The sequence below is a fragment of the Brevibacterium oceani genome, from assembly GCF_013623835.1.
GTDB lineage: Bacteria > Actinomycetota > Actinomycetes > Actinomycetales > Brevibacteriaceae > Brevibacterium > Brevibacterium oceani.
The window spans coordinates 12,142-38,132 of record NZ_JABKDE010000013.1; the positions used below are offsets into that span (position 1 = coordinate 12,142).

Genomic DNA, 25,991 nt, shown 5'->3' on the forward strand with positions numbered 1-25,991 from the left:
GACGCTCACGGTGAGTGATGCTCCATTACCGGGTGGAATTGGCGCCAACGGAGAGGGATGCCCAAAAGGGCGGGCGAGGAAGTCGAAACTTCCTCGCCCGCCCTTTTCACCGGAACGGTCCGGCTACCTCGGCGAAGATCAGGCCGACCCCACCGAAGGCTCACCCGACCCAACCAAGCGTCAGCGCTCGGTCATCGCTTCGAGCGCGGACTTCTCGACCGCCTCGGCGACGGCAGGCGCCACCCGCGGGTCGAGCGCACCCGGCACCACATAGCCCGGGGCCAGGTCATCGCCGACGAGATCGGCGATCGCACGGGCCGCGACGAGCTTCATATCGTCGGTGATCTCGCTGGCATCGGCGTCGAGCGCACCGCGGAAGATCCCGGGGAACGCGAGGACGTTGTTGATCTGGTTCGGGAAGTCGCTGCGCCCGGTGGCCACCACGGTCGCGTACTTCGCGGCGATGTCGGGGACCACCTCGGGGTTGGGGTTCGACAGGGCGAAGATGATCGCGTCGTCGGCCATGTTCTCCAGGTGAACCTCGTCGATGGTGCCTCCGGAGACGCCGATGAAGACGTCGGCGCCGTCGAGGGCCTCGCCGATTCCGCCGGAGATTCCCCGCGGGTTCGTCGATGCGGCGATGGCCTGCTTGGTCTCGGTGAGGTCGGACCGGCCGGATTCGATGACGCCCTTGGAGTCGAGGACGACGACGTCGCTGACCCCGGCGTCGGCGAGGATCTTCGCGACGGCCACGCCCGCGGCGCCGGCCCCGGAGACGGCGACGCGGATGGAATCGAAGGGCTTGTCGACCACGCGCAGCGCATTCGTCAGGGCAGCGAGGACGACGACGGCAGTACCGTGCTGGTCATCGTGCATGACCGGGATGTCGAGGGCCGCCTTGACCCGGTCCTCGATCTCGAAGCAGCGCGGGGCGGAGATGTCCTCGAGGTTGATCGCACCGAAGGTCGGAGCCATGCGGACGATGGTCTCGACGATCTCGTCGGTGTCGTTGGTGTCGAGCACGATCGGGATCGCGTTGAGCCCGGAGAAGGACTTGAACAGGGCGCACTTGCCCTCCATCACCGGCAGCGATGCGGCCGGGCCGATGTCACCGAGGCCGAGCACGGCCGATCCGTCGGAGATGACCGCGACGAGGCGGCCGGTCCAGGTGTGCGTGCGAGCCAGCTGCGGCTCGTCCTTGATCGCGGTGCAGACCTTGGCTACGCCCGGAGTGTAGGCGATCGAGAGGTCGCGCTGGGTCTCGAGCGGACTCGTCAGCTCGGCGGAGAGCTTCCCGCCCTCGTGCGCAGCGAAGATCTCCTCATCGGTGATGGGCGACTGCGCACTCTGGTCGGCGGAGGTGGAGTTGGAGGCAGTGGTCGTCATGGTTGGTCCTCGTGGTTGATGCGGTGACAGTGCGGATGCTCTGCTGCCGACAGTGATCGTCTGACCGCGGGCCATCGCTCGCGCGATGTCGGGCTCAGCCGGCACGATGTCGGGCCATCGATGGCACGACGTCGGACTCGCCCGATTGGGCGCGCCGAGGCGGTCGAAACGAAGAACTGGTCACCAGTGAAGGATGGTGCGGTGACGCCTGCGCGAGCCGTGGTCATCACCCTTGGTGAAGGGCGCCGCGGTTGCGCGCTGTGCGGATACGGCTCGCATGAAGGCGAGTACCGACCTCATGGGTCGCATCCGGCAACCCGATCAGCATAACCGATGAGGTGAGCTGTTTCACCCGAAAATCCCACCCTCACCGAGGTTGCCCCTCGTTTCGGTGGCATGTTCTCCGAACCTTTGGAACCGTTTCGCCCGAACCTTTGGGACCGTTCACGGGCGAGGGAGGCGCCCCATTTCTCCAGGTGACGGGCACCGGTTCTCCATATAACGAGCAGCTGGCATCTCATGTCAGTGTCGCATGCAACGATAGATAGACAACCCAATCAGGCAACCACAGTCATCGAGAACTATTCGAAACTATTTTCTGTTTTCTATTGTACTCGATACTTTGATCGAATATCATGGTGTTACAAGCTTTTCAAATCAGCTCCACTCCCCCGACAACGAGGTCAGAGGCAGGTGAAAACGCAATGAAGGGCACGACCAACAGCTCCACCCCGGCACACGCCGAGGAGGCCGCGACGACGCCGTCATCACCGCGGTTCACCATCCGCTTCGAATCGAACGTCACCCGCTTCGCCGAAGAGGCCGCGGCAGCCGATCGTGCCTACTTCTCCGTCCTCGAGTCGCTGTCGGCAGTGGTACTCGAACAGGTCTTTCTCGACAACGAGTTTCCCGTCCCCGACGGCACTGATCCCTTCCGCTGCGAGACGATCGCCGGAACGTTCGAACGCCGCAACGAGGAGTCCGAGCACGCGGCCGAGCCTGAAGCCGCCGCACAGGCCACCGTCGGACAGAAGCCGGAGACGACGCTGGATGAAACGAGCGCCGAGGAAGCGGCACGGAAGTTGCTGCCGGAGTTCCCCGAGCTCGATTCCGGCGTCTGCTTCTCGAAGTGGGTCTACGACAATGTGGCGTCTGACTACCTCGTCGAAATCTCGACGGTGCTGGGCACGAACTCGGGCCGCACTTACCGCCAGCTGTCGACCGCAATGACGATCGTCTACGGACTCCCCCGGTTCGTCGACCGCGTCCGCGCGGGCGAGTTCACGCGCGCCCATGTAGAAGTCGCGGCTCAGCAGTGTGCCAACGTCGCGTTCGAGTTCCTCCCGAAGCTCGATGCGTTCCTGGCCACTAAGAAGGCCGACGTCACCTGCGATTCGCTGCGCCGGGCGCTGTCGAAGCACATCGCCCTGCTCGTTCCTCCGACCGATGCAAGCGAGATTGCCACCAAGCGTCGCCGCATCGACGTCGAGGGCTTCAAGGACGGTTCGGCGTGCCTGACCGTCAGCGGCCCGTCCGCCGAGATCTTCTCCTGCTTCAACCGGATCCAGGCCATGGCGCTGGCGATCCACGGGAAGAACAAGTCGACGTTCAACCTGCCTGCAGGTATGGAGATCAGTGACGAGCGTTCGGTCTCCCAGCTGGAATACGACCTGTTCATCCGCCCTGTCCCCGAACTGAGCGTCAAGGTCGTCTCCGTCGACCCCGTCACCGGCATCCAGACCGCCACAGAGGCGCCGGCGCTCGATGCCGATGGGAACCTCATCCCCGGCCTCGACTCGGACGACGGCCTCGCCGACTACGCCAAGCACGTCGCCGAACAGCCGCCCGCCGACGAGGCGGCCGAGACTGGGCACGACGCCGCCGGCTTCGATTCGCCCGAGACCGACACAGCGGCCGACACAGCGGCCGCGCGCGACCGTGCCGCCGGATCCGCCTTTGTACCGGACCCCGAAGGCACAGACGAGGCCGACCGGGGCCCGCTCGAGTACTCGATCAAGCTGCGTATGCCCACGAGCCAGTCGTGGCTGGCCAATCAGGCTGCCACGGTCGTGACGGTCCCGTTCCTCACCCTCACCGGCGACTCCAATCTGCCCGGCACGTTCGCTGGCGGCTCACCGGTCCCCGCCGAGGTGGCCCGCACGATCGCCGGCCGTTCGAAGACCATCCAGCGGATCCTCACCGACCCCGCAACCGGCACTCCCATCGACGCAAAGGCAACGAGCTACACGGTCCCGAAGGACCTGCGCAAGACACTGATCGAGCAGTGGACGGTATGCACCGTTCCCGGTTGCTCGCGCAGGGCCGAGAAGTCGGAGATGGACCACGTCAAGCCGTTCTTCCACCTCGATCCACTCAAGGGCGGGCTCACCCGATTCGGGAACATTCATCCGCTCTGCAAACGACACCACGCGCTGAAAACCGCCGGGCGGTATGGGGTCACTATGCCCAAATCCGGTGTGCTCGACTACGAGTTCAGGCACGGAATCTCGGCCAGCGTGTCGGCTCCCGAGCAGCCGATCAACGTGGCACAGGTCCTCGAGTTCGCTGCCTTAGGACACGTCGGCCTCGAGCGGTGGACTCTGCCCACATCGATGGTCCCTGCCGCTCCGCAGGTTCTCGAACTCATGCCCGGCGAGTCGACGATTCGCGAACGCGACGAAAAGAAGCGTCGCCGCGAGGAGGAGAAGCGCCTCCGAGAGGAGCGCGAGGCCAGGCAGCGTCAGCTGTCGGAGGCGTTCAGGGCCCAGCGGGTCGCGCGGCAGAAGCTGCGACTCGAGCGCTGCCTCGACTGGGAGAACTCTGTCTTCCAACCCTGCCTGCCCGTGGGCAGCAACCCTGCCGCTGCGGCCAAGCAGCTGACGGGAAACGCCAAGTATGCCCAGGCCGTCTAGTGGTGCCGTCTTGCGGGGGTCGACATCGATACGATCTCCTTCGACCCCAACGCCCCAGCCAACGCCCAGGTCAAGATCGACCGTAACGCCCCCGCCAAGGCTGATGACTCGGCCGATACCGCTGCGCAGTCCAAGGAGAGTTCGGATCCGGATGCCGCCACAGGCCCCAGGAATGCTCGGGAGGCCGAAGGCGCCGGAACCAACGACCCGTGGGATAGCCACTATGTGCCCAAGGTGAACTGGGACCACGATCCCGAGACCGATCCCCCGCCGTTCTGACCGCGGTCTGCGGCCCTGGCAGATCAACCCGGCCAAGGTCTTCTGGTCAGCGCCGGGTGATGAGCACGGCCGCTCGGCGACCCAGATCTGCTTGCGAATACCTCACCTGCAGGCGGGAGTTGGTGCTGAATTCGCCGGGCACAGACTGACTGGCCCAGCGTTCTCTTGCCTCACTATCAACGAACTTCACCGTCACTCGAGTCATTGGCCGATAGTTCGACGAATAGGTCCTGGCGCGGGTCACTCGACCGGTCGTAACGGTCCCATTCCGCTCGACCCAGGTCCGAAGCGCCTCAGCGGATCGATGCCGACGGACGAGGATTTCGATGATGACGAGAGCAAGGAGTCCACCAAGAGCAAAGACGGCATAAGTAACCTCGATCTGCTCGCTTGACTGATACCGACCAAGTACTCCGCCCAGGCCAAGCGCAGCAAAATAGGCAGCGATGGGCATGAAGATCGCCCGGATGTCGAAGTCACCGCGGCCTGTTCCGATGATCCAGAGGAACTCCCCGAGGAGGAGCAATGGAAGCGGAATGATCGACCCAGTGAGTTCTACCCACATGGGGAGCGGGAGTGGAGTCGCGTCTCCCACCCAGGTGATCCACGAGCCGACGAAAGCAGCGACGACCGCGAGTACCCAGCATGCCCACGCGCCCGCGCGTCGGATGCCGTACTTGTTCCACCACAGTGTCCCAGGGTCCACCAGACTCATGAACTGAGTCTAAGCGGCGATCGTATCGCGGGCTCCGCTCGCACCGGTTTGGCACTCGCAGAATCCCTTCACACAGCGTCCCTCCCGCAGAGTCACTGCTGGCTCTGCGTCTTCACCTCGAAGAGAGCACAGGCTCATCCACCGCATCGACTTCGACCGTGAGGTCACGACCGCGAGTCTCGGGCGCGAAGAGTCCGCCGAGCAGTCCGCAGCCGGCGAAGAGGATGAGGACGATGGCGACAGGCCACCAGGAGTCGGTGATCACTGCGACGAGCGAGGCCGCGATCACCGGCGCGAGCCCGCCCGAGACGACCGATCCGACTTCCTTGATCGTGGTCATGAACGTGTAGCGGTGCTTCGATCCGAACATCTCGACCAACCAACTCGATTCGACGCCGTAGAGGTTCGGCAGAGGGCCGCCGACGAAGATCGCGAAGACCGCGGCGATGACAATCGGATTGCCGGTGTCGATGAGCAGCATGGCTGGGATCGAGAAGAAAATCTGGAACAGTGTGAAGCCCAGGAACACCGGGCGCCTGCCCAGCTTGTCACTGAGTTTGCCGAAGAAGGGCACGGTCGCAAATCCGATGACGGTGCCGATCATGATGCCGGTCGTGACCACCGCGGAATCGATACCCGTCGTGGTCACCACCCATCCGACCATGAACCCCTTGACCAGGTAGACTGCGGAATTCTCGCCCATGCGGATACCGAGCGCGAGCAGGAACGACTTCGTCGACCGGCGCGCTTCGACGAGAATGCTCGGCTGGGCATCCTTGTCCGCAGCCACCTCGGCGCGGCGTTCCTTGGCTTCCTCGAACACCGGGGATTCCTTGACCTTCGTGCGAATCGCCAGCGCCACGAATGTGGTGATGATGCTCAGCAGGAACGGAACCCGCCAACCCCAGCTGAGGAAAGCATCATCCGGCAACAGGGTGAGCAGAGTCCAGAGGACCGTGGCCAGGAAGATTCCGCTGTTCGTGCCCATTGCAACGATCGCTCCGAACAGTCCCCTGCGGCGCACCGGCGACGATTCGACCAAGAGCACCGAGGCACCCGCGAGTTCGGCACCGGCTCCGAACCCCTGCACGAGTCGGAGAACGACGAGCAGCAGAGGAGCCCAGACGCCGATCTGCGCGTAGGTCGGCAGAAGACCGATGCCCATCGTCGCCACACCCATCATCGACAAGGTGACGATGAGGACGATCCGCCGCCCGTGTCTGTCGCCGACCCGGCCGAAGACGTATCCGCCGATCGGCCTGACGACGAACCCGGACCCGTAGACGCCGAGGCTGGAGATCAGCGCGATCGCGGGAGTCTCGTTGGGGAAGAAGAGCGGTCCGAAGACCAGGGCTGAGGCGAGTGTGTAGAGAGTGAAGTCCATGTACTCCAGCGAGCTGCCGAGCCACGATGACCATGCGGCCCGGCGCAGCTCAGGACGAGTCACGTTCGGATCAGGAGGAGAGGCAGTTGAGCTGTGTGTCTTCATTGACATGATTTCAACCTTCTTCGGTTCAACGGAGGTGGATGCGTTTGGGATTTCAGCGCAGGTAGATGCGTGTGGGATCGAGCTGTTCTCGCAGCAGCGACAGCTCGGCGGCGCTCGGCGGCTGCGTCGTTTCGAGGTCGGGCGAGACCAGGAGGTTCCAGCCGGTCTGCCGCACCACCTCGGAGGGGTCGATGCCGGGATGGACGGCCGTCAGGGTGAGTTCCTCGTCCCGGGCGGACCGCGTCATGATCCCCAGGTCGGTGATCACATGCGTCACCCCGGCTCCCGCCGGCATCGAACCGACCTCCGCCTCGGCGGCTTTCCGCGGTCCCGGCGACGTGACGAAGTCGAGGTTCTCGACGAAGGTACGCGGGGTGTGCCGACGCATGACGAGGAAGATCTCGGCCGCACCGGCCATCGCCTCGATGGCCCCGCCCGACCCCGGCAGTCGGCTGTCGGGATGCTCCCAATCGTCACCGATGAGCGTGGAGTTGAGGTTGCCGTACTTGTCGACCTGCGCGGCACCGAGGAATCCGACGTCGATGCGCTGACCTTGCAGAACATAGTTGAACAGGTGGGTCATCGGCATCACCGAGGCGGCTCCCGGAACCAGAATCGAGTCCGAGATACTGCGGGGCATGGCCGGCGGTCGGGCTCCGGTGACTCCCGATTCGTAGACGATCTCGACGTCCGGTGCCACTGTGTGCTGGGCGAGCGACACAGCCAGCGTCGGCAGCCCGTGCCCGGCGAACACAACATTGCGCCCTGCCAATGCCCGAGCCGAATGGACGGTGAGAAGTTCGCTGCTTGTGACCTCGTCGTGTGATGCCTGTACCCCGGTGCTGGCCTCCCGCGCCGCGGCGCCGACCGCCTGTACCCCGGTGTCGGCTTCTTCGTGTGTACGCAAGCTCATGCTCGGCCTCCATAGTTCACAGGTGTCGAATAGGCGTCGTGGATCGTGCTCGTCTCGAAATGGTCCGATCCGAGACTCGCGAGGAATTCGTCATGGTCGCTCGTGCCGCGGACGTTGGTCTCGAGCCATTTCTGAACCGCCTCCGGATCCCGGGCGAGCGCCGACCACTGTCGGGAGAAATCATCATCGCGGTCGTAATACCCCTGGACGGAATGCGGATGCGAGCCGCGGGGAACAGCGACCACGGCGTCGACGACGTGCGCGGGCACGATCGTCCGGTTCGGATCGGAGCGGACGATGTCCTCGTCGACGATCTCCTCGACGGTGACGATGAGTCGACGACCGGCGAACGCGGCTTCAGTCTGAACGCCGAGCATGCCCCAGGCCTGAACGTTTCCGTGCTTGTCGGCTCGTTGTGCGTGGATGATCGTGAGGTCGGGGTTGAGGGCGGGCACCACGTAGATGTCCGGACCCCCGTACGGATCGGGCACCGACGTGATACGCGGATTCTTCGCCGCCAGGTCGCTTCCCCGGTAGGAGGCGATGGGTTGGAAGGGAAGCTTCGAGGCACCGGCCTGGTAGCGGGCGACCATTCCCCCGTGGCTGTATTCGTCGAACCACAGCGGCTCCGGATCGGACTTCTCGACTCGTCGCCTGAGCTCATGGAGAGACCCGGCCGAGCTGTTGGCCACGAAAGAGGAGATGAGGCCGCGCAGACAGTTCGCGCCGAGGAGCTGATCGACGATGACGTCGCAGGACATCCTGGCCAGGATGAGGTCGGTGAACCCTTGGCGGATGATCTCGTGGGCGGCCGCGACCGGAACGATGTGTCCGAAGCCCTCGAGCGCGACCGTGTCCCCATCGCTGAGGTAGGTGCTGATCGCCCGCGGAAGGCTCAGCGTCTTGTCCATCGTGTTCCTCCTCGAACCTCTGACGTCTGTGACCTGAGTCATCATGTCAAACTGATTTATGCTGGTCCAATACATTTCGTATCGCAGATTAAGTCTCACTTGACATAAAACAATAAGACGCGGTCGGCACAGCAGAACAGCCCGCACGACAGAACAACCAGCACGGCAGCGCAACGAGCACAGCGGACAACACAGCAGAACGAAGGGCCCGAACATGGATGCCAAGCAGATCAGAGCGTTCCTCGTCCTCGCCGAGGAGCTGCACTTCGGTCGAGCCGCCGAGCGCCTGCAGATGACGCAGCCGCCGGTGAGCCGGCTCATCCGGAATCTGGAGACGTCATTGTCGGCGCAGCTCTTCGACCGCAGCACCCGGTCGGTGCGGCTGACCGCAGCAGGCGAGGCGCTCGTTCAGCCTGCGCAAGACATACTCATGAGTAATCAGCTCGCCGAGGCGGCCGTCAAGGCCGCCGGCCAAGGCGAAGTCGGGCATGTGCGACTCGCCTTCACCGGGATCGCCACCCACACGCTGGTCGGGCGCTTGGCGAAGCTGGTCCGCAACACGCACCCTGGGATTCAGCTGAGCCTGCAGAGTGCGACGTTCGCACTGCCGTCGATCGAGGGAGTCGTCGACGGCTCGTTCGACATCGCGTTCGGGCACTGGCCCTTCATTCCCCAGACCGTGGAGACGCGAATGATCGCCGAGGAGGCCCTCGTCGTCGCCGTCCACAACGGTCATCCGCTGGCAGGCCGAAGCTCGGTGTCCATGGCCGAGCTCGAGGGCGAGGACTTCATCACCCTGCCGTCGAACCCGGGATCGACGACCATCGAACGTTTGTACTCGCTTTCGCAGGCGGCGGGGTTCAACCCCAATGTCGCCCAAGTGGCACCGGACAGCTGGACGATCCTGTCGCTGGTGGGAGCCGAATTCGGATGCTCGGTCACAGTGTCCTCAGTGCCGCGCAACTTCACGTTCCCCAACGTCACGTTCATCCCGCTCGATGACGAACAGGGCCCCTTTCCCCTGCTTATGGCATGGCGGAGGCACGATGACAGTCCGGCACTGCGAGAGGTTCTGCGTCTGGCCGAGCAGCTGTTCCCCCACCCGACTCCGACGGAATGATGGCAGCCGGCCAGACTGAATGATGTCCGCCGACCCGACTTCCGTCGAGCGTCCCGTAGACTCAGGGTCAGTGAACGATCGATTGAACAGTAATTCGAGCATCACGACGAGGATGTGGTGATTCATGAGCGTGCTCTATCTGGTCCGGCACGGACAGGCCTCATTCGGCACCGACGATTATGACCGACTGTCCGATCTCGGCAGGGAACAGAGCCGCATCACCGGGCGATTCCTCGCAGCACAAGGTATCGAACCTGCACGAGTCGTCCATGGTGAGATGCTGCGGCAGCGACAGACGGCTGAGGGCCTCCTCGACGGCTTCGGACTCGGAACCGGCTCCCTCCCGACCCCTGACATCAATCCAGGTTGGAACGAGTACAACGCGTGGGAGCTCACCGCTGCTCTGACGGAGACCGATCCACGGGCCAAGCACGATTCGAAGATCTTCCAGGCCGAACTCGAACGCGGGTGCGCTCGCTGGGCATCGGGCGAGCATGACGAGGACTATTCGGAGTCCTACACACAGTTCACCTCTCGAGTCGACCGCGCCCTCGACGAGGTGGTCCAGACGATGGGCTCAGGACAGTCGACGATCGTCGTCTCCAGCGCAGGCGCCATCGCCTGGACAGCGGCGCGACTGATCGGCGGCGGTTTCGATCAGTGGATGGCGTTCAACCGGGTGACCATCAACACCGGGATCACGAAGATCATCACCGGCCGCGGCGGCACCAGCCTCATCTCGTTCAACGACCACGGCCACCAGTCACCGAAGAACGCGACCTACCGCTGACGCCTCGGCAAACTGGTCGAACCGGCCCCGGCCCCCGCCCCGACTACTGGGCCAACGACACCCCAACGCAGTTTCCCGTGCTGATTCGGAACCGAACGCGCACCGTCAGGTCGTTCGCACCGCGCTTACCGTCCAGGCCATCCCATCGTCGACTGTTTCGACGGCGGCCGACGGCGGGCCTGAGTCGCGGACAGCATCAAAGATGGCAAAAGGCTCCTGGCTCCGAGGAGAACGGAGCGCCGTCGCACCGACGAACCACACCGAGATGGACACCAGCAACCGCGGCCTCCGGGCCCGGCGCGGGATCACATAAGCAGATCAGGATCGAACAGAAGTTCTCGCCGGCTGCAGGCGGTTCCTTGGAGCTGAACGCGATGACGCGGGGCAGGTGCGCACTGCGTTCCTGGCCTCAGACGGGCCACCCGGGTCAGCCGTCCCGGCCGTGGAGAAGAGGTCTCGTCACGCGTACAGCGAACTCAGTCCGAAGACGCCGAGCCACCCCCGGGCACTTCTGCCGATGAGAGGTACCCGTTCCGCTTCGCGTGTTCGAGCACTTCGGCCCGACTGCTCACACCGAACTTCTTATACAGCGCGGACAGGCGATTCTTCAACGTCCCGACGACCACTCCGAATTCGCGGGCGATCTGTGGAACCGGCTTCTGGGAGTCGATAGCGAAGAGCAGCGAAAGCTCTGCAGAAGACAGCTCGACATCACGTTCGACGGTGACGCGCAGAGCTTCCGGAAGGTCCAGCAGCCGTTGCTGCAGATCTGCGGCCGAATGGCTCGGATCGTCGAATGCCTCAGCCAGATCAGTCCAGGCCGAGTGAGAGGCCGTAGCCTCGATGAGAGCCGACCTCGAGGATTTCGACATCTGCGCAATCGGCATCAGTGTCGCTCCGATGATGCAGTAGTCGAGAACGTGGCCAAAGCTGTCCACTGCCGCGCTCTCCTGACCCTCGTGATGCAGGAACGCGGAGCGAAGTGCCGCAGCACAGCCCTTGAGCCGAGGGCCATCGGCACCATTGAGGACACGAGCGGTGCTCGACCACAATTGTTCCCGCTGCCCGAAGACAAAGCTCTGTCGCGCTTTGACCAAGTGATACGCGGGATGAGTCGGAGGCAACTGGGTCGCAAGGTCCTGGATCGGCTTCGTCTCTCCGGCGGCCAGATACACGAAACTGGCGATATTCACGATCCCGGAGTACCTGGTATTCGACGAACTCGTCATCGGAGAGTTCCGAGTGGCGGCGTTGTCGATCAGCTCTTTGGCTGCGATCGAGGCCCGGCCGATGTAGACGCGGTAGAGACTCTCGGCAATTGTGGGCAGCGAACCGAGCCCCTTCACGGTTCCCGCATTTCTCAGTTTCGCAAGAGCCGTGCCGGCTGCAGACAGGTCGAGTCTGTCGAGGCTCCTCATCGCATCAAGGCATTGCCACTTATGCTCGCCTGGCAAGGTCTCCATCTCGAATGACTGCGCCTTGTCCCGAGCAAGAGTGAGATTGCGACCCATCTCTTTGCCGTACCCGTGCCCGAGATTGGCCAACGCGGTCTCCACATAGCCGGCAAGCATCGGGTGCCATGAGTTCGGCGCGTAGGTTTCGGAGAACTGAACGACCCTTTGGAGAACCCGCAATGCCTCAGCGAACCGTCCTGCTGAAATCAAGTTCTTTCCATGCTCAAGGTTGAGTCCAGCTTGCATCATAGCCGTGGGGCCGGACCCCTCGAGATCGCGATTGCGAAGCAGTTCGCGTCCCGAGTCAATCGTCTGCAACGCCGCCTCGTAGTCACGGTTCGAGCGATGAAAGCGCGCCTCCGCCGTGGTGAGTGCAACGATCTCATCCACACTGCGGGCAGTGTCATGACCGGCCGACAGCATGCCGTGGAGGCTCGGTACGATTACGCTGTCGAAATCTGTCAACGGCACTAAGCGAGTACTGTCCTCGGTACCGAGACGACTGCGCATCGAATCGATCCTTCGTGCGGCACTCCTGGCCAACGCGAGGATCGGCCTTGCGGTGATGACAGAAGCGGGCACTGCGAGAAATGCGTCGACCGCGTTCACCACGTCGTCGAACACATTGATCGACCGTCGGGTCCACATCTGCTCAAGAAGTTCCCATTCTTCGATTTCGACAACGAGGTCGAGGATCTCGTCGTGTCCCGGCACGTCGCTCGCCTTCGCCCTTGCGTAAGAGTTGTCGATGGCGATGCTGAATGCTTCGTGTGGACTTCTGTGGAACTCGCCTGCCCAGGGGCCCGTGATTCGTCGCATCAATGAGCGAATGAGACCAGGAACGGTCAGCGTTCCCTCTTCTCCTGATTCGACCACCAGCAGACCCGCGGCAACAAGTTCGGAGACCAGCTCCGTGGACGTCGTGGGAACTGCTGTCTTGGCCCCAGCTAGATCATAGGCGTCGTGAACGAGCCCAATCGTCGGCGCGGTGATCTTCGGGAGCCAGGAGAAGAGAGCCAGCAGAAACAAGGGTTGCGCTTGAGCTCCTCCGGTCGAGAGGCGCGGAGTCAGCGAGGGCTGAAGCAACGCGTCGATCTGGGTCTGGTCGACGTCAGTTACCCGAATTCCGGCACGATGCGCGGAGTCCACGAGAGACTGCGCAATGTCGATTCTACCGGCGCTGCAGCGAAAGATGTGCTCGATTCCGATAGAGCCGAGAGCGCCTCGGTGATTGAGCGCTTCCGCGAATGAACGTTGGTCTGAGATTCGGGGGCCGAAATAGACTTCGAAAGCGTCTTGTCGGCGAGGAGGGGATGATTCCTCGCTGTTGCCGCGGTTGGGTTCACTGATAGGCAATGATGGGATCTTCTCTGTGCTGTCGGCGGGTGCCGTGGCAGTGGGGACTGCCAAGGTGAGGGGAGATGTGCGGTGCTACGTATTCATGTATAGCACAGCAAACTTACCGGGCTGTCGAGATAATGGCTCGGCAGCCCGTTCCTCATCGTATATCGGTCCTGCTTCCGGGCGGAAAGCTGCCGGCGCTGCAATGCGACCGGTGTACCGCTGTCAGCTCAGCTGAGCCTCAATTGCCTCAATCAGCGACTGGAGCGACGGGCAGTCGTCTTCGACGAACTATCGCCTCCTTCATTCGCCCCCACTGACCCTTCACCGTCTGACTGGACGGATGTCGAACTCGCGCTGTCAGCACCGTCGGGCTCCGACGGCTCGGGGTCGTTCGGCTCGTCGGGATCCGACGGAGCGGGATCACTTGGTTCCTCAGGCCCTGACGGTGAGGGCGCATCCGGCTCGTCGGGATCCGATGGAGCGGGATCACTTGGCTCGTCGGGATCCGACGGAGCCGGTTCATTCGGCTCGTCAGGTTCTGACGGTGAAGGAGCGTCCGGCTCGTCGGGTTCCGACGGTGTGGGCGAATCAGGCTTCGTCGGATTCGGCCGGTCAGGTACGCCCGGCTCTTCAGAACCGCTCTCGTCGGGCGTTCCTGGTCGGTCACCCGCCCGCTTGCCGCTCGAGGACTTTCCATCGGTGCGATCACCAGCGCCGCGCGACGCGGGAGGCCCAGATCGATCTCCGCCCACGTCTTGAGACGCCGCAGGATCATGTGGATTAGGCGAGTTGGGGGAATATGACCCTGCGTGCCCATCGTCGGATGAGTGCCCGGACGATGGGCTGTGCTCGCTGACACTGCCGCCCTGGCTCCCTGCTTCCTTCCCCGCTGAGGCGGACGATGGCCCGACATCCGTCCGATACCCCGAATTCTCGCTGGTTATGGGCGAGATGGATAGGCCGACCAACGATCCGAGAAGCCCGATACACGCCGCTGCCACTGGAATGAGAACAGGTTTAGGGAGGTGAAAGAGTGAGTCTCCTTTCTCGACCCCTGAGTCTTCTTCGGCGACCTCGTCTTCTGCAGCGCCCGAGTCTTCCGCTGCTTCCGCTGCTGATTCAGAGCTTGCCTCCCCATCCGCCTCCGGCGTGGAGATGCTTTCCGCCGCGGTCGCTGCGGTGGGAACCGATGATGCCATGTGTGCTTGTGATCGATCATTGAGCGTGTCAGCGAATCGCTCGATAAGAATCGGCGAAATCAGCAGCGCAGGAATGAGCGCGGCGCGCAGCTCGGTCGCGCTCGGAGCCGATTCACCCTGCGTCTTCCGCCACTGTCGCTTCATCTCCTGCCGAGCGCGCACCGTCAGACGGGTCGCGGTGTGCACGGTGACGTTCAGCCTCTGGGCAACTGTGGTCGGCGTGAAGTCCTCGACTTCCCTCAGCCACAGAATCCGCTGCCAATTATCAGGAAGGCTCGAGAAGACGTTTGCCACATTGCTGTGCCGCTCCCAGGACGTCGAGACGTTCGACAACTCCTCCGTCACGTCGTGCCGGACGGTTTCCTCCTCAACAGCACTCTCGATGAGCGCCTCGAGCCCCTCCGAAGTCAGGGGCGGGGAATCAAGAACCTGCTTGAGGACTGCCAACAGCGCAACGTCATGGATCGCCCGGGGTATCGACTTCTCATTCGCCACGTCGTCGATGCGGCGACGATAGATCTCGGAGAACGCGCCGACAGTTCCGGAGTCGATGAGCTGGAGGACTTCCTCATTGGTGAAATCGGCGAGATTCTCGTCAGGCTGATGTTCATGCACGTCTATTCGGTCCTCATCGGTCTCGACAGAAGTAGGTCGCAGGAGCCGCGCTGCTTGGAAGCGCCAGAGCCTCCGATCGAAGTCGTACTCTCATCGCAGCAGTTTATCGTAGGTTTTCAAGATCAGTTGCATCCCCATGACTTTTTTCTGCCGCTCAGATGACTAATCCATGATTGCTTTTCGCTCTTTGGTATTGGTCGAGTGAGCCAGCGGGAGGAAGTTACTCAGACTCGCACAAAAGTAATGGCAACTGGTCCTGATTGAATCCAATGTCGACTCACAGAAATTGAATGCCCCCTCCCAGGCGCGCGCTCACACACGCCCAGGAGAGGACACGTGACCGCACTGAGGATGCCGTCACGCAAGCGCCGATGTACTCATGAGATTTACCGACAAAGACATACTAACTTGCTTCCACCTATTATTCAAAAGGAATTCCATTGCGCTTGAACGCCTCATAGTATATATATCGTGCCTTTTATATGACGCTTTGATGACTTCGGTGGCGCGGCGCACATCAGATCGTGCCCAGTGATCAATTGATGGGCTCCTGGTTCCACTCGGAGTCCGGCACCCCGTTGACCCCCTCGTGACCCTTCGGCAGATCGAACCGCTGCGCGGTGAGATCCCGAGGCAGCAGGGTGAAACCTTGCCAATGCATCTCCATTGGTGACTGCTCCTCGTCTCTGGGCACATGATGGAATCCAACTGCCACCCACGAGACGACATCGTCGAGGTCCTGGTCCTTTCCGTCTTCGACGAACTCCTGCACTCCCCGTCCGCAGTCGCCTCGATTCTTCGTTGCATAGAGCTCGCAGTCGTTGTGATTCGTGAAACCTACGTCGTAGCCGATGTCATCTTCGTGCGTATGCGAATGCTCAGCATCGTCGACGAACTCGAATGAGTCAGTTTTGCCGACATCGATCTGATAGGAGATGGGGTGGCCGTCATCGTTGAGGCGGTTCGGGTTGAGCACTCGCCACCACCGGCGATCCTGCCACCGAGCCGTAGTTGGATGGTCGATGTCTTTCAGCTTGCCGGTGAGCTTGGGCGACTCGGCACCTCTGTCCCCTGTTTCATCGGCGTCGAACTGCTGTGCGCTCATGCCTCCAGTGCCACCGAGACCCCACCGAATTCTCCAGACGGCGTTATGTGAATGGCTGGCCGCGTGCTCGTGGTCACCGACATCCCATCCGTGATCCTCATCGGTGTAGTCGACTGGAGACAAGTCTCCCGTTGCTCCGAGCTGAACGCTGATCGATCCATCTGCACCGAATGTGTATTGCGAGACGTATTCGTACCAGCCGACCCGAGAGACTGTTGACAGTTGCCAACCGTTCTTGCGGGCACTCGCTGGAGCGACAAGATCGCTGGAGTGGTACGCAAGCCCTTCATCGACGACCTCGGAGCAGAGGACCTCCCTCGTCTCAGATTTGCCGTATGAACCATCGCCGATCTTCGGGATGCTTGCTGATTGAAGTCTTCCACCACACGCGTCGTCGCTGAGCGTCTTCATTTTGCGTCCGCCGAATCCGGATTCAGTGATATCGGAGGTGAGTCGTTCGCCGGTGTCATAGGGAACCTCAAGCTGAGAGATCGACATCGTGTCGATGACACGGGTCGGGTCTTCACCCGGTGGAGTGATGTAGATGTCAGAGAGCGTCAGTCCGAAGTCCGGATGGACACCCCAACATATCGTCCATGTGGCTCCGCTGGACAGTGACTGCGAGACCTTCTGCTTGGGACTCTCGCAGGAGATGTCAGCAGTGATCTGTTCATTCGTGCCCTGCTGTCCAGAATGAGAGCTGTCACCCTGGGTGCAGGCCGTGACAATGAGCAAGAGAGACAAAGCTCCGGCAACGATCTGTGTCAGTCGTCTTTTCACTTCGGTATCGATCCTCAGAGGAAGCCGCCCCACACGGGCGGAAAGTCAAAAATAGTGGACGGGTGCGGTGATCATGTGAGCGAATGATCACCGCACCCGAGCTCATCTCATCTCGACGATGAGCGTCACACGGTCGACTTGCTTCTGAACGTGTAACGTGCAGCTGCACCGACAGCGATAAGCGCAACGGCAGCCAGGAAGATCGGCACAATCTCGCCACCGGTTCGCGGCAGATCACTGCTCACACCTTCGTCGCCACCGGCGTTCGACGAGGCATTCGCGTCATCGCCACCGGCATTCGACGAAGCACTCGCGTCATCGCCACCGGCATTCGACGAAGCACTCGCGTCATCGCCACCGGCATTCGACGAAGCACTCGCGTCATCGCCACCGGCATTCGACGAAGCACTCGCGTCATCGCCACCAGCGTTCGACGAAGCGTTCGCGTCATCGTCGGCCTCAGCGGAGGTCACCTCAATGGACGCCGCGGCTTCGGCGCCATTGTCATCGGTGCCGACCACGGCGAAGTCTCCGGCTGTGATCTCGGCGGGAACGGGCAGCTTCGTGCCCTCAGGGACGTCGCCTTCTCCATCGGTCGTCACAGTGACAGCCTCGCCGAGGTCGCTGGATGCGTCGTCGGACTTCGCTGACTGCGTCTCCAGGCGAATGCTGACCTCGGAATCAGGCAGCCAGCCGCTGCTCGTCACTGCGGTTTCATCACCGGCCGGAACCGGTGTTGTCGCCTCGATCGACGGAGCATAGACCTCAAAGGTGCCTTCGGCAGTCGTCTCGTTCGACGCTGTTCCGGTCACTGTGAGTTCTCCGGCTTTGGTGTCATCAGGTACCTGAATCTTCGTACCTTCGGGCAGAGCACCCTTCGCATCGGCCGTGGCGATCACTGGGCTGCCGACTTCGTCTCCATCAGCGTTCGCAAGCTTCAGTTCGACTGAGGTGTTCGCCTCCCAACCAACGCTCTTCAGCGATGCCTCACCGCCTGCTGGAACCGGCGAAGAAACATCGATCGAGGGCTCAGCAACGGTTACGGATGCATCGACCTCGGCCTTGTTGTCATCGGTCGCTCGCACCGCGAAGTCGCCTGGTTCGGCGTCTTTGGGAATCGTCAGGACAGTACCTTCCGGCAGGCTTCCCTTTTCGTCGGTGGTCACATTCACGGCGTCACCAGCGTCTTCTCCGTCGGGGTCGACGAGCTGCAGCTTGACATCACTCGTCGGAAGCCAGCCGGTGCCCTTCACTGCCGTGTCCTGTCCGGGAACCACTGGGGACGTTGTCTCGACCGCCGGAGTGTAGACGGTCACTGTCGCCTTCGCGGAGTTGTCGTCAGGATCGTTCGCCGTCAGCGTGTAGTCCCCGGCAGCCGCGTCGTCGGGAATCGGGAGTGTCGTTCCCTCCGGCACATTGCCTTCTCCGTCGGCTGTGACCGTCACCTTGTCGCCCACCGAATTCCCATCGGGATCTGTCAGCTCGAAGGTCACGTCGTTATCGGCAGACCATCCACGTGAAGTCACGTCGATGTCAGTACCTGCCGGGGCGGGAGAGGTGGCTGATACGATCGGGGTACCCGCCTCGGCGACGGTGAGAGGCGCATCGATGTTCGCTCCGTGGTCATCACTTCCGACGACGGTGAAATCACCGGGCTCGGTGCCTTCTGGCACCGTCACGCAGGTGTCATCAGGCAGAGCGCCGTCCTTGTCGGCAATGGCCGTGACCGGGTCGCCGACCGGCTTTCCGTCCGCGTCAGTCAGCTGAACAGTGACCTCCGAATCAGGAGTCCATCCGTCCGAGTTGATTGCAGCGCAATCACCCGGGTAGACGGGGCCCGCGACGGTCAGACCAGGTGCGTAGACCGTCACTTCGCCTTTTCCGGTATTCCCGTCGGGGTCAGTGCCGACGATGGTGAAGTCACCGGGGGCGGCATCGCCAGGAATCGGAAGAACCGTGCCCTTCGGGAAGTTGCCGTCGCCATCGGTCGTCACCGTGATGGGTTCACCGACCGGTTTGCCGTCGGGACCGTTGAGCTCGACAGTGACATCAGTATCCGGTGCCCAACCAGTGGAGTCGAGCGTCGTCTCTCCACCCGCAGGGGCGGGCGACGAGGTGTCGATCGACGGTCCGTCAGCGGAATCATCGCATGAGTCGGTGCGAACGCCCGCGTTGCCGATGCCCAGACGTGCCGTGCCATCGCCGACGCCGAGGCTCAGTGCAGAGACTTCCACACCATTGACCGTGGTCGAACCGTCGGCCGCGGTGCAGTCCGTCGTCTCCTGATGGTTGATCTGCAGCGAGACGAGGTTATCGGCTATCAGTTTGAGGAATGGGTCAAGTGCCGCACGGATGGGCACTGTCATCATGTCCGTCTTGATCGTGGTGAACGCTTTGTACAACAGGCCCGAAGGATCGGACAGCTCGTCGTAGATCGGGCCCATCACCGTATCCATGGTTTTCATGACGGTGTTGATCGTTCCGCAGGTGACGGTGCCGGTAGCACCCGCCGCGTCGCAGAAGTCATTGCTGACCTTGCCCGTCAGGTCCATATCCCATCCGGCTTTCGTGCCATCCGGAGCCGTGATGTCCACGTTCACGGTTGCGCTGCGCAGCGACTCGATGGCCGTGTCCACGGCAACGTCGATCACCTTCTCGATGACGTCGTGGACACTGCTGGCGATGAACGGGTAGGTCTCGTCATCGATCAGTTCGGTATTGGGATCCTGATTGTTCATCCCCACGGGCCGATCGATCACACCGTCGTCGTTGCCGCCGATCCGTCCGACGTCGACTTCGATCGACCCTTCCCCGAGGTCGATCGTCGCCAGACCGTCATCAGTGCTGATCGGTTCGAGCAGAATTGCATCAAGAACGTCATCTTTGATGCTGCTCTTGACACTGGTATCCACAGTCATGCCCGGAAGGAGATCGGTCAGTCCGAGCGCGTCGTTGAGCGCATCGTTGACTTCGCCCTCCATCTCTCCGGCCGCATCCGAGACACCGTCGCCGGCATCGTCGATCGCCGGGGAGTGCAGTTGCAGCTTGGCATCGCCGACTCTGTACTGTCCATACTTTCCGACAGAGTCGGGATCTTGGAACTCGCCGTCGATCGCTTCGACCCAGGCACCGCCGAGGCCGAGACTCAGATCGGCCTGGTCGATCAGGCCATCGGTGACATCGGATGAACCGCTCGCTGCCACGATGGAGAGCAGGTCGACCTGCGCTGTTCCGAAATCGCTGTCTTTCCCATCAAGGCTGAGACCGCCATCGGCACCGACGATGCCGGACACGGCCTTGCCGTTCTTGGCATCGGCGGCAGTCGATTCGCTTTCGACAGCTCCGGCCTGGCCGAAGTCGATGAAGTCGTCGACTGGTATCTGATAGCCCGCGCCGAAGTCGATGACTTCGTCCCCGCCGATTGCACCGTTGAATGCTTCACGGTTCGGCCCCGGATCCGACTGCGAACCGGCTTTCGACTGTGCCGCAGCGATCAGATCCTTGGAATCAAGGCTCATGCCGGCGACACTCGCCTCGGCTTCAGTCGGATCGTCGGGATAGTTGTCGAGCCCCAGCGCCGAGGCGCTGGTCGTACCGACCATCGCGCCGACAACGCCAAGCGCCAACCCTGAAAGTGCCCATCGTGGAATTCTTCTTCGCCGAGTCTTCTTCATGGAATCTAAACGGCGTGAATGGACGTGTTGAGACACGTTTAACCTCCAAATTTACTCATTTGAAAGGTTCCGCTCCCTCAGATGTCGGATTTTGATCCAACGAACGTGACCCGGGGTCAATTCTGTCGAAACTTCCAGTCAGTGTCTAGAGTCTTTCAACTCCGGATGAAGCTCACGCACAGGTTCATCACCCCTCGGCACGCTCGGGGATCTCGCTCAGACATCACACAACTCCCCCTAGAATACGGGAAACAACCGACTCAAAGAGCACTCTGGAACCGTCGCCTCTCGACGCTGAACACGTTCGATATGCAGCAAATATTTTTTGACTGCTGTCCGCATTGCGATACGTGAACGAATTTGCCGGACAAGAACTTTTCATACAATCCAGGTTGAGTAACTTTCCTGCGCACAGAAACGAGAACTAAAAGTCAAGGAGAAATTCAAATAGACCAGCCCTATTTGTCAATTATTCAGGGCTCAAGCGACACCCGGCTTTGCCGGATGTTCGTCTCCTTTGGGCAGGGCGGCGCTCCGGGCCTCGGCATCGCCGAGGTGGAGTGCCGCCGATTGTGCAGGCCCGCACTGAGGCAAGTGCGCAGTCGTGCACCGAGGTGGGCGAAGGTGCGATCGCGGATGAAGATCGCGTCGACAGCGATCATCGTCAGCGAAAACCACGGGAGTCCCATCAGCAGCGCGATCCCCAGGTGGAACGACAGAATGCCGAGAAGCCCGGCGATTCTCGTCCATCGATTGAAGAGCATGAACGGGAACGCGCATTGGAACAGCACGGATGCCCAGGAGATCATCACGACCATCGGTCCCCACGCTGTGACAAGCTCAGAGAGCACCGGCCATGTGCCGAACTGCTGGGTGTGCAGGGGGTTGCATACCGCGAAACCGTGCTGCCAGGCGGCACCACCGGCCTTGTAGAGGCCGCCGGACATGTAGATTGCACACACCTGAAACGTCAGCACGACTATGGCGAGATTGTGGGCCATGATCATCACCCACCGCCATCGGCTTCCGCCGGTCGTACCGTGCACCTCGGGGTCGTTGCCGGCTCTATCGCTCGCCTCACCACCGTCATCACGGTGTCGACGAGATCGCCGACGGGCGTCCAGCGACCACTGCCGAGTGGTATCGGCGAAGAGCAGAGCGATGAGGAACATCCGATACGCGTTGTCGCCCTGATCACCGGCGCCGTCGTTGAGCTCGATGAAGCTGACCCAAAGAATCAGGTAGAAGGGCAGAACGATCCGTGTACGCCAGCCGAGTGTGACGACGATGGCGAGGATCGCCAAGCCGATCATCATGGCTGTGAACAGCGGCGGAACCGTCACCACCCGGTGGAAGAGCGAGAAGAGCCAGATATTCGGGAAGTCGCTCTTCGGATCCGCGATCTCGCCGCTCCAGGCGCTGCCCACTCCGAACGCATAGTGACGGGCATTGAAGTTCGTCAGAATCAGGCCGAGTCCGGTCAACCCGATGAGAATCCTGGTCACTGCCAGCCCATAGGTCGCGTGGTATCGCCCGGTGAGCAGAACCTCGAGCCTATCCCAACCTCGCGCGATCACCGTGCGCACCTGAGCAGGAAACGGGACCATCTCCGGGTTCGCCGAGGTGGTGCGTGCTTGGTCCCGGTCCGCAGAGTCTGCCCTCGCCGAGGTGGCATCCACCTCGGTCGGTGTGGTCTCAGTGCTCATCGGCGCACCTCACCACGTCGGAGGCGCAGAAGTACTTCGCGAACTCTTCCTCGGACTGATCGTCCTCGACGACCAGGGCCCGCCACCCGACCGGCACCGGTTGAAGTTTCGGGCGCTTGGCGTCCTTATCATTGCGCTGGGCGAACGGGACGACATTCTGGCGAACCGCCTGAAACTGCACCCGCGGCACGTCTTCACCCCACACAGCTCTCGCGACCTGGGTCGCGTACGCCGCAGCCACATGCTCACTGTCGAGATACCCGCCGACCGCACCATCGGGGTCGTCGTACTCGTCGAGTTTCGCCCTCAGACGTTTCACGGAGTCGCCGCCCTTGAAGTAGCTGAGCTTCACAATCGCCTTCTGATCAGCCGGCAGATCATCCCATGATCCCTTCAGATCCGAAGCCACGCCGATACCCAGACCGGCCGATCGCGGCGGGAACGGCCTGTACGTCGAATGATCCGACTCGACATCGGTGGCCCGCACCCACTCTGTGACCTCTTCTCCGCCCCCGGTGTCGATCACCGCACGCACGTCGAAGTAGTAGTCCCCGTTGATCGGTTCCGGCGCAAACACACTCCACGACTGACCCCACAGCGGAATCATGTACTTGGAGAGCAGTTCCCCCGGGACCGCCTCCCGCAGGGCGGATGAAGGTGCGATCCACAGAAAGGTCGCGAACAGGTGGAATCCAGTGACCGCCACCGCGATGACCATCAGCGTCCGCCTGACCACCGGACGACGCCGAGCCTCGGTCTCTGTCGTCGTCTCGTCCATGGCACATCCGGATTCTGGTCGATGATTTCGTCTGTGTGTCCCAGCTCGTCTGCGAGTCTCACGCACGAAGCCAGGTGGTGGACGCGAAGTGAAGACTTCTCCCCCACCACCTGGCCGGTGCGATCAGTGGCTCAATCTGGTTCAGCGACCACTGCGGTTGCGGTGACGGCGAGCGGCGTAGACCGCGGCCGCGCCACCTGTGATCAGCAGCGCTGCGAATCCGGCCATGGCCAGGGTGCCCTCGGCACCTGTCCTCGGCAGATCTCCGCCGTCGCTGTCGTCCGAAGCGTCTGCGCTCGCGCCCGCTTCGACGTCCGCCGACGCATTTGCGGCGGCAGAGGCGTTTTCATCGGACGAAGCGTCTGCCTCGTCGCCGTCGGCCGAAGCGCTGGCTTCCGCACCATCGGCGTTGTCATCGGACGCCGCCGAGGCGTTTGCCTCGTCGGTCGAGTCCGCTGCGGCCGAATCGTCGGCATTGGCCGCAGCCTCAACCGAAGCCTCGTTGGACGAGTCAGCAGTCGATGCCGCAGATGCGGCTGCGGCCGGATCGGCATCGGCAGCAGCCGAGGCCTCAGCGTTCGTCGAATCCGAATTGTCTGCATCGGCAGCGGCGTTCGACGCCTTCTGTGACGAGGCGTTCGGATCGGAAGCCGCATCAGCCGAGGTGTTCGAGGACGCGTCCTCGGCAGCTGCCGATTCGGCGGCCGCTTCGGCGTTTGCGTCAGCTTCTGCCGATGCCGCGTCGTTGGCATCGTCATCGGCAGCCGCCTCTGACGCTGCCTGAGCCGCAGGGTTCGAATCGTCGTCCGCATCGGCGGACGCCGAGGCCGATGCCGCCGCGTTCACGTTGACGTTCGCGTCGGCATCATCAGATGCCGAAGCATCGGGGTCAGCCGCAGCATCCGGGTCAGCCGAGGCGTCCGCGTCGGGGTCAGCCGAAGCGTCGGAATCCGCCGAATCGTCCTGATCGGCAGCAGCGCTGTCGTCGGCGTCCGCGTCGTCGTCACCCGGGGCATCGTCTGCGGTCGCACGGACCGAAGACGAGGCGAGGTTGACGTCGATCGCATCGGATTCAGGGAGCAGTTCCAGGCTCACAGCGTTGACTGTGAATCCCGGACCGTTGTCTCCATCGACCCGGCTCGAATCCAATGAGGACTGAGCAGAGGCCTGTTCACCCGACGGGTTGGGCGACTGTTCGTTGATCGTGAGGTCGACGACCTGGTTGAGTCCGCCGAAGACGGGGTCGAGTCCGTCGAGGACGGGGTCGACGATGTCGGTGACAGAACCGGACACCTCTTCCGTCGTCGAGTCGAGGACTTCCCCGATGATCGGCTTCGTGACTCCGAGGACCGCCTTGACCACCGGACCGGTGATGGCGTTGACCACAGTCCCGACAGGAACGCCGGCCACTGAAAGATCGGTGTCGACGACCGGTTCGGAATCGTCCGTGCCGGCCAGCTGGCCCAGCGTGGCATCCACGGTGACCTTGCCGTCGGCTGCAGGGATTCCGGCGGCCGTGATGCTGGCGGGCAGCGCGATGTTGAGATGAACATCGTTGAGTGCATCGGTCAGAGTCTCATTGACCCGCCCCGACAGCGTGCCGAGGGCATCGGCAACGGCGTCGGTGATCTTCTTCGTCGTATCGGCAGTCAGCGCCTGGGTGTTCGGATCCAGACCATTGAGGTCCTCACCGTCGGCACCCTTCACGACCTTGGCGAGGTCGATCTTGATGTCGCCGTTGGCCAGATCGATCGAGACGATGCCTGATTCGTCCTCGAGCTTTTTGTTGACGACGTTTTCGACGACGCTGTTGAGCGCGTCCCCGGTGTCCACCGAGACCTTCGTGTCCTCTCCGCCGACCTTGACAGAGGCGAGGCCTGCATCGACGTCGAGTCCGAGACCGGCCAGTTCGTTGACCAGGCCTTCGTCGCCGATGGCGTCGTCGAGGGAACCACCGACACCGTCAACGGCATCGGTGAGCGCACCGGAGAGGTCGTCCACCGCAGGGCTGGAGACGGTGAGGGTTCCGTCGGCGACGACGTACTCCGAGTCGGTCGTCTCGCCATCGCTTTCGGCAGTTGAACCGATGGCGCCCAGCTCGAGGCTGAGCTCGTCGACGATCTCATCGCTGACACCGTCGAGGTTCAGCTGGCCCAAGACCGATGTCAGATCAACCTTGGCGTTGCCGAAGTCGCCGTTGTTGATGTCGTCGAGGTTGAGGGCGCCGTCCTTGCCGACGGCGCCGGCACTGGCCTTTGCCGCATTGCTTGCAGAAGCGTGGCCGTAGGAATTGAGGGCACCGGCCTCGCCGAGCTCGAGAAGACCGTCGCCGCCCTCGTTGCTGATGAGCGGGAGATCGATTCCCGGAAGTTCGACCCCGAGAGACTGCAGAACTTCCGCGTTCAGCGGCGTGCTGTCCTCCGCATCGCTGGAAGGGGAGCTGCTGTAGGCCGAGAGCGCATCGACGGCGTCCGCGGACAGCAGATCCGCATCGATCAGCTGCCCGAAAGCCTCTGAATCCTCTTTCGGGTTCTTTTCATCGGCTGCACCTGGTGACGTCGTCAACAGGGTCAGCCCGACTGCGGTCGCGGCAGCCACCGTTCCCGCAGCGATCTTGCGGCCGGAAGTGGGCCGGCCTCCGAGCATCTTCATAGTCCTCCACATCGGTTCATGTTCTTGATCAATCGCAGACAGCAGCCTGGACGGAAACATGCAGTTTCCTGGCAGATCCCGCACAACATTACGGAATCATTCGTTAGTAATCATTCAGTAATCGGCAACGTTATAATTCCGTTATATTGCAAATCTGATGAGTTCACGA

The 25,991-nt window shown here is 62.2% G+C and carries 15 protein-coding genes; 3 read left to right on the forward strand and 12 right to left on the reverse strand.

From position 1 onward, the window contains the following. Positions 1-180: 180 nt before the first annotated feature. The gene (locus HK401_RS19645) at positions 181-1,386 is read right to left on the reverse strand and encodes an NAD(P)-dependent malic enzyme (RefSeq protein WP_181276356.1); all 1,206 of its coding nucleotides are present in this window, start codon (positions 1,384-1,386) and stop codon (positions 181-183) included. Positions 1,387-2,090: 704 nt separating this feature from the next. On the opposite strand from HK401_RS19645, the gene HK401_RS19650 reads away from it, so the two are divergent. Beyond that, positions 2,091-4,298 (forward strand): HNH endonuclease signature motif containing protein, encoded by a 2,208-nt coding sequence (locus HK401_RS19650; protein ID WP_181276357.1) that lies wholly within the window; start codon positions 2,091-2,093, stop codon positions 4,296-4,298. A 325-nt stretch (positions 4,299-4,623) separates the two neighbouring features. On the opposite strand, the gene HK401_RS19655 is transcribed toward HK401_RS19650, so the two are convergent. The 4 genes from HK401_RS19655 to HK401_RS19670 all read right to left on the reverse strand — a co-directional run bounded on the left by HK401_RS19655 (position 4,624) and on the right by HK401_RS19670 (position 8,605). Then, positions 4,624-5,292 (reverse strand): hypothetical protein, encoded by a 669-nt coding sequence (locus HK401_RS19655; RefSeq protein ID WP_181276358.1) that lies wholly within the window; start codon positions 5,290-5,292, stop codon positions 4,624-4,626. Positions 5,293-5,404: 112 nt separating this feature from the next. Then, entirely contained in the window at positions 5,405-6,739 is a 1,335-nt protein-coding gene (locus HK401_RS19660; RefSeq protein ID WP_309136055.1) for an MFS transporter, read from the reverse strand. 94 nt (positions 6,740-6,833) lie between these two features. Further along, positions 6,834-7,694 carry a CoA-transferase subunit beta gene (locus HK401_RS19665; RefSeq protein WP_181276360.1) on the reverse strand — a complete coding sequence of 287 codons (861 nt, stop codon included), beginning with the start codon at positions 7,692-7,694 and terminating at the stop codon, positions 6,834-6,836. Beyond that, positions 7,691-8,605, reverse strand: coding sequence for a CoA transferase subunit A (locus HK401_RS19670; RefSeq protein ID WP_181276361.1), 915 nt, complete (start codon positions 8,603-8,605; stop codon positions 7,691-7,693). Before HK401_RS19670 ends, HK401_RS19665 begins: the two co-directional genes overlap by 4 nt. Positions 8,606-8,819: 214 nt before the next feature. Here HK401_RS19670 and HK401_RS19675 point away from each other — a divergent pair, with 214 nt between their 5' ends. Then, complete coding sequence (locus tag HK401_RS19675; protein WP_181276362.1) at positions 8,820-9,725, forward strand: LysR family transcriptional regulator; 906 nt, start codon at positions 8,820-8,822, stop codon at positions 9,723-9,725. Positions 9,726-9,849: 124 nt separating this feature from the next. Continuing rightward, positions 9,850-10,515, forward strand: a complete 666-nt coding sequence (locus HK401_RS19680) for a histidine phosphatase family protein (protein WP_181276363.1) — start codon at positions 9,850-9,852, stop codon at positions 10,513-10,515. A 476-nt stretch (positions 10,516-10,991) separates the two neighbouring features. Here HK401_RS19680 and HK401_RS19685 read toward each other — a convergent pair whose 3' ends face one another. The 7 genes from HK401_RS19685 to HK401_RS19715 all read right to left on the reverse strand — a co-directional run bounded on the left by HK401_RS19685 (position 10,992) and on the right by HK401_RS19715 (position 25,822). Then, complete coding sequence (locus HK401_RS19685; RefSeq protein WP_181276364.1) at positions 10,992-13,118, reverse strand: helix-turn-helix transcriptional regulator; 2,127 nt, start codon at positions 13,116-13,118, stop codon at positions 10,992-10,994. Between the two features lie 446 nt (positions 13,119-13,564). Then, on the reverse strand, positions 13,565-15,127 hold the full coding sequence (locus tag HK401_RS19690; RefSeq protein WP_181276365.1) for a hypothetical protein: 1,563 nt from the start codon (positions 15,125-15,127) through the stop codon (positions 13,565-13,567). Between the two features lie 535 nt (positions 15,128-15,662). Further along, positions 15,663-17,045: a copper amine oxidase gene (locus HK401_RS19695; protein WP_309136056.1), complete on the reverse strand. Its 1,383-nt coding sequence runs from the start codon at positions 17,043-17,045 to the stop codon at positions 15,663-15,665. A gap of 92 nt (positions 17,046-17,137) precedes the next feature. Beyond that, positions 17,138-20,638 (reverse strand): choice-of-anchor G family protein, encoded by a 3,501-nt coding sequence (locus HK401_RS19700; protein WP_181276366.1) that lies wholly within the window; start codon positions 20,636-20,638, stop codon positions 17,138-17,140. Between the two features lie 521 nt (positions 20,639-21,159). Beyond that, positions 21,160-22,392, reverse strand: a complete 1,233-nt coding sequence (locus HK401_RS19705) for an HTTM domain-containing protein (protein ID WP_258234361.1) — start codon at positions 22,390-22,392, stop codon at positions 21,160-21,162. After that, entirely contained in the window at positions 22,382-23,170 is a 789-nt protein-coding gene (locus HK401_RS19710) for a DUF5819 family protein (RefSeq protein ID WP_181276367.1), read from the reverse strand. Before HK401_RS19710 ends, HK401_RS19705 begins: the two co-directional genes overlap by 11 nt. A 141-nt stretch (positions 23,171-23,311) precedes the next feature. After that, positions 23,312-25,822, reverse strand: a complete 2,511-nt coding sequence (locus tag HK401_RS19715) for a choice-of-anchor G family protein (protein ID WP_181276368.1) — start codon at positions 25,820-25,822, stop codon at positions 23,312-23,314. Between the last annotated feature and the right edge of the window lie 169 nt (positions 25,823-25,991).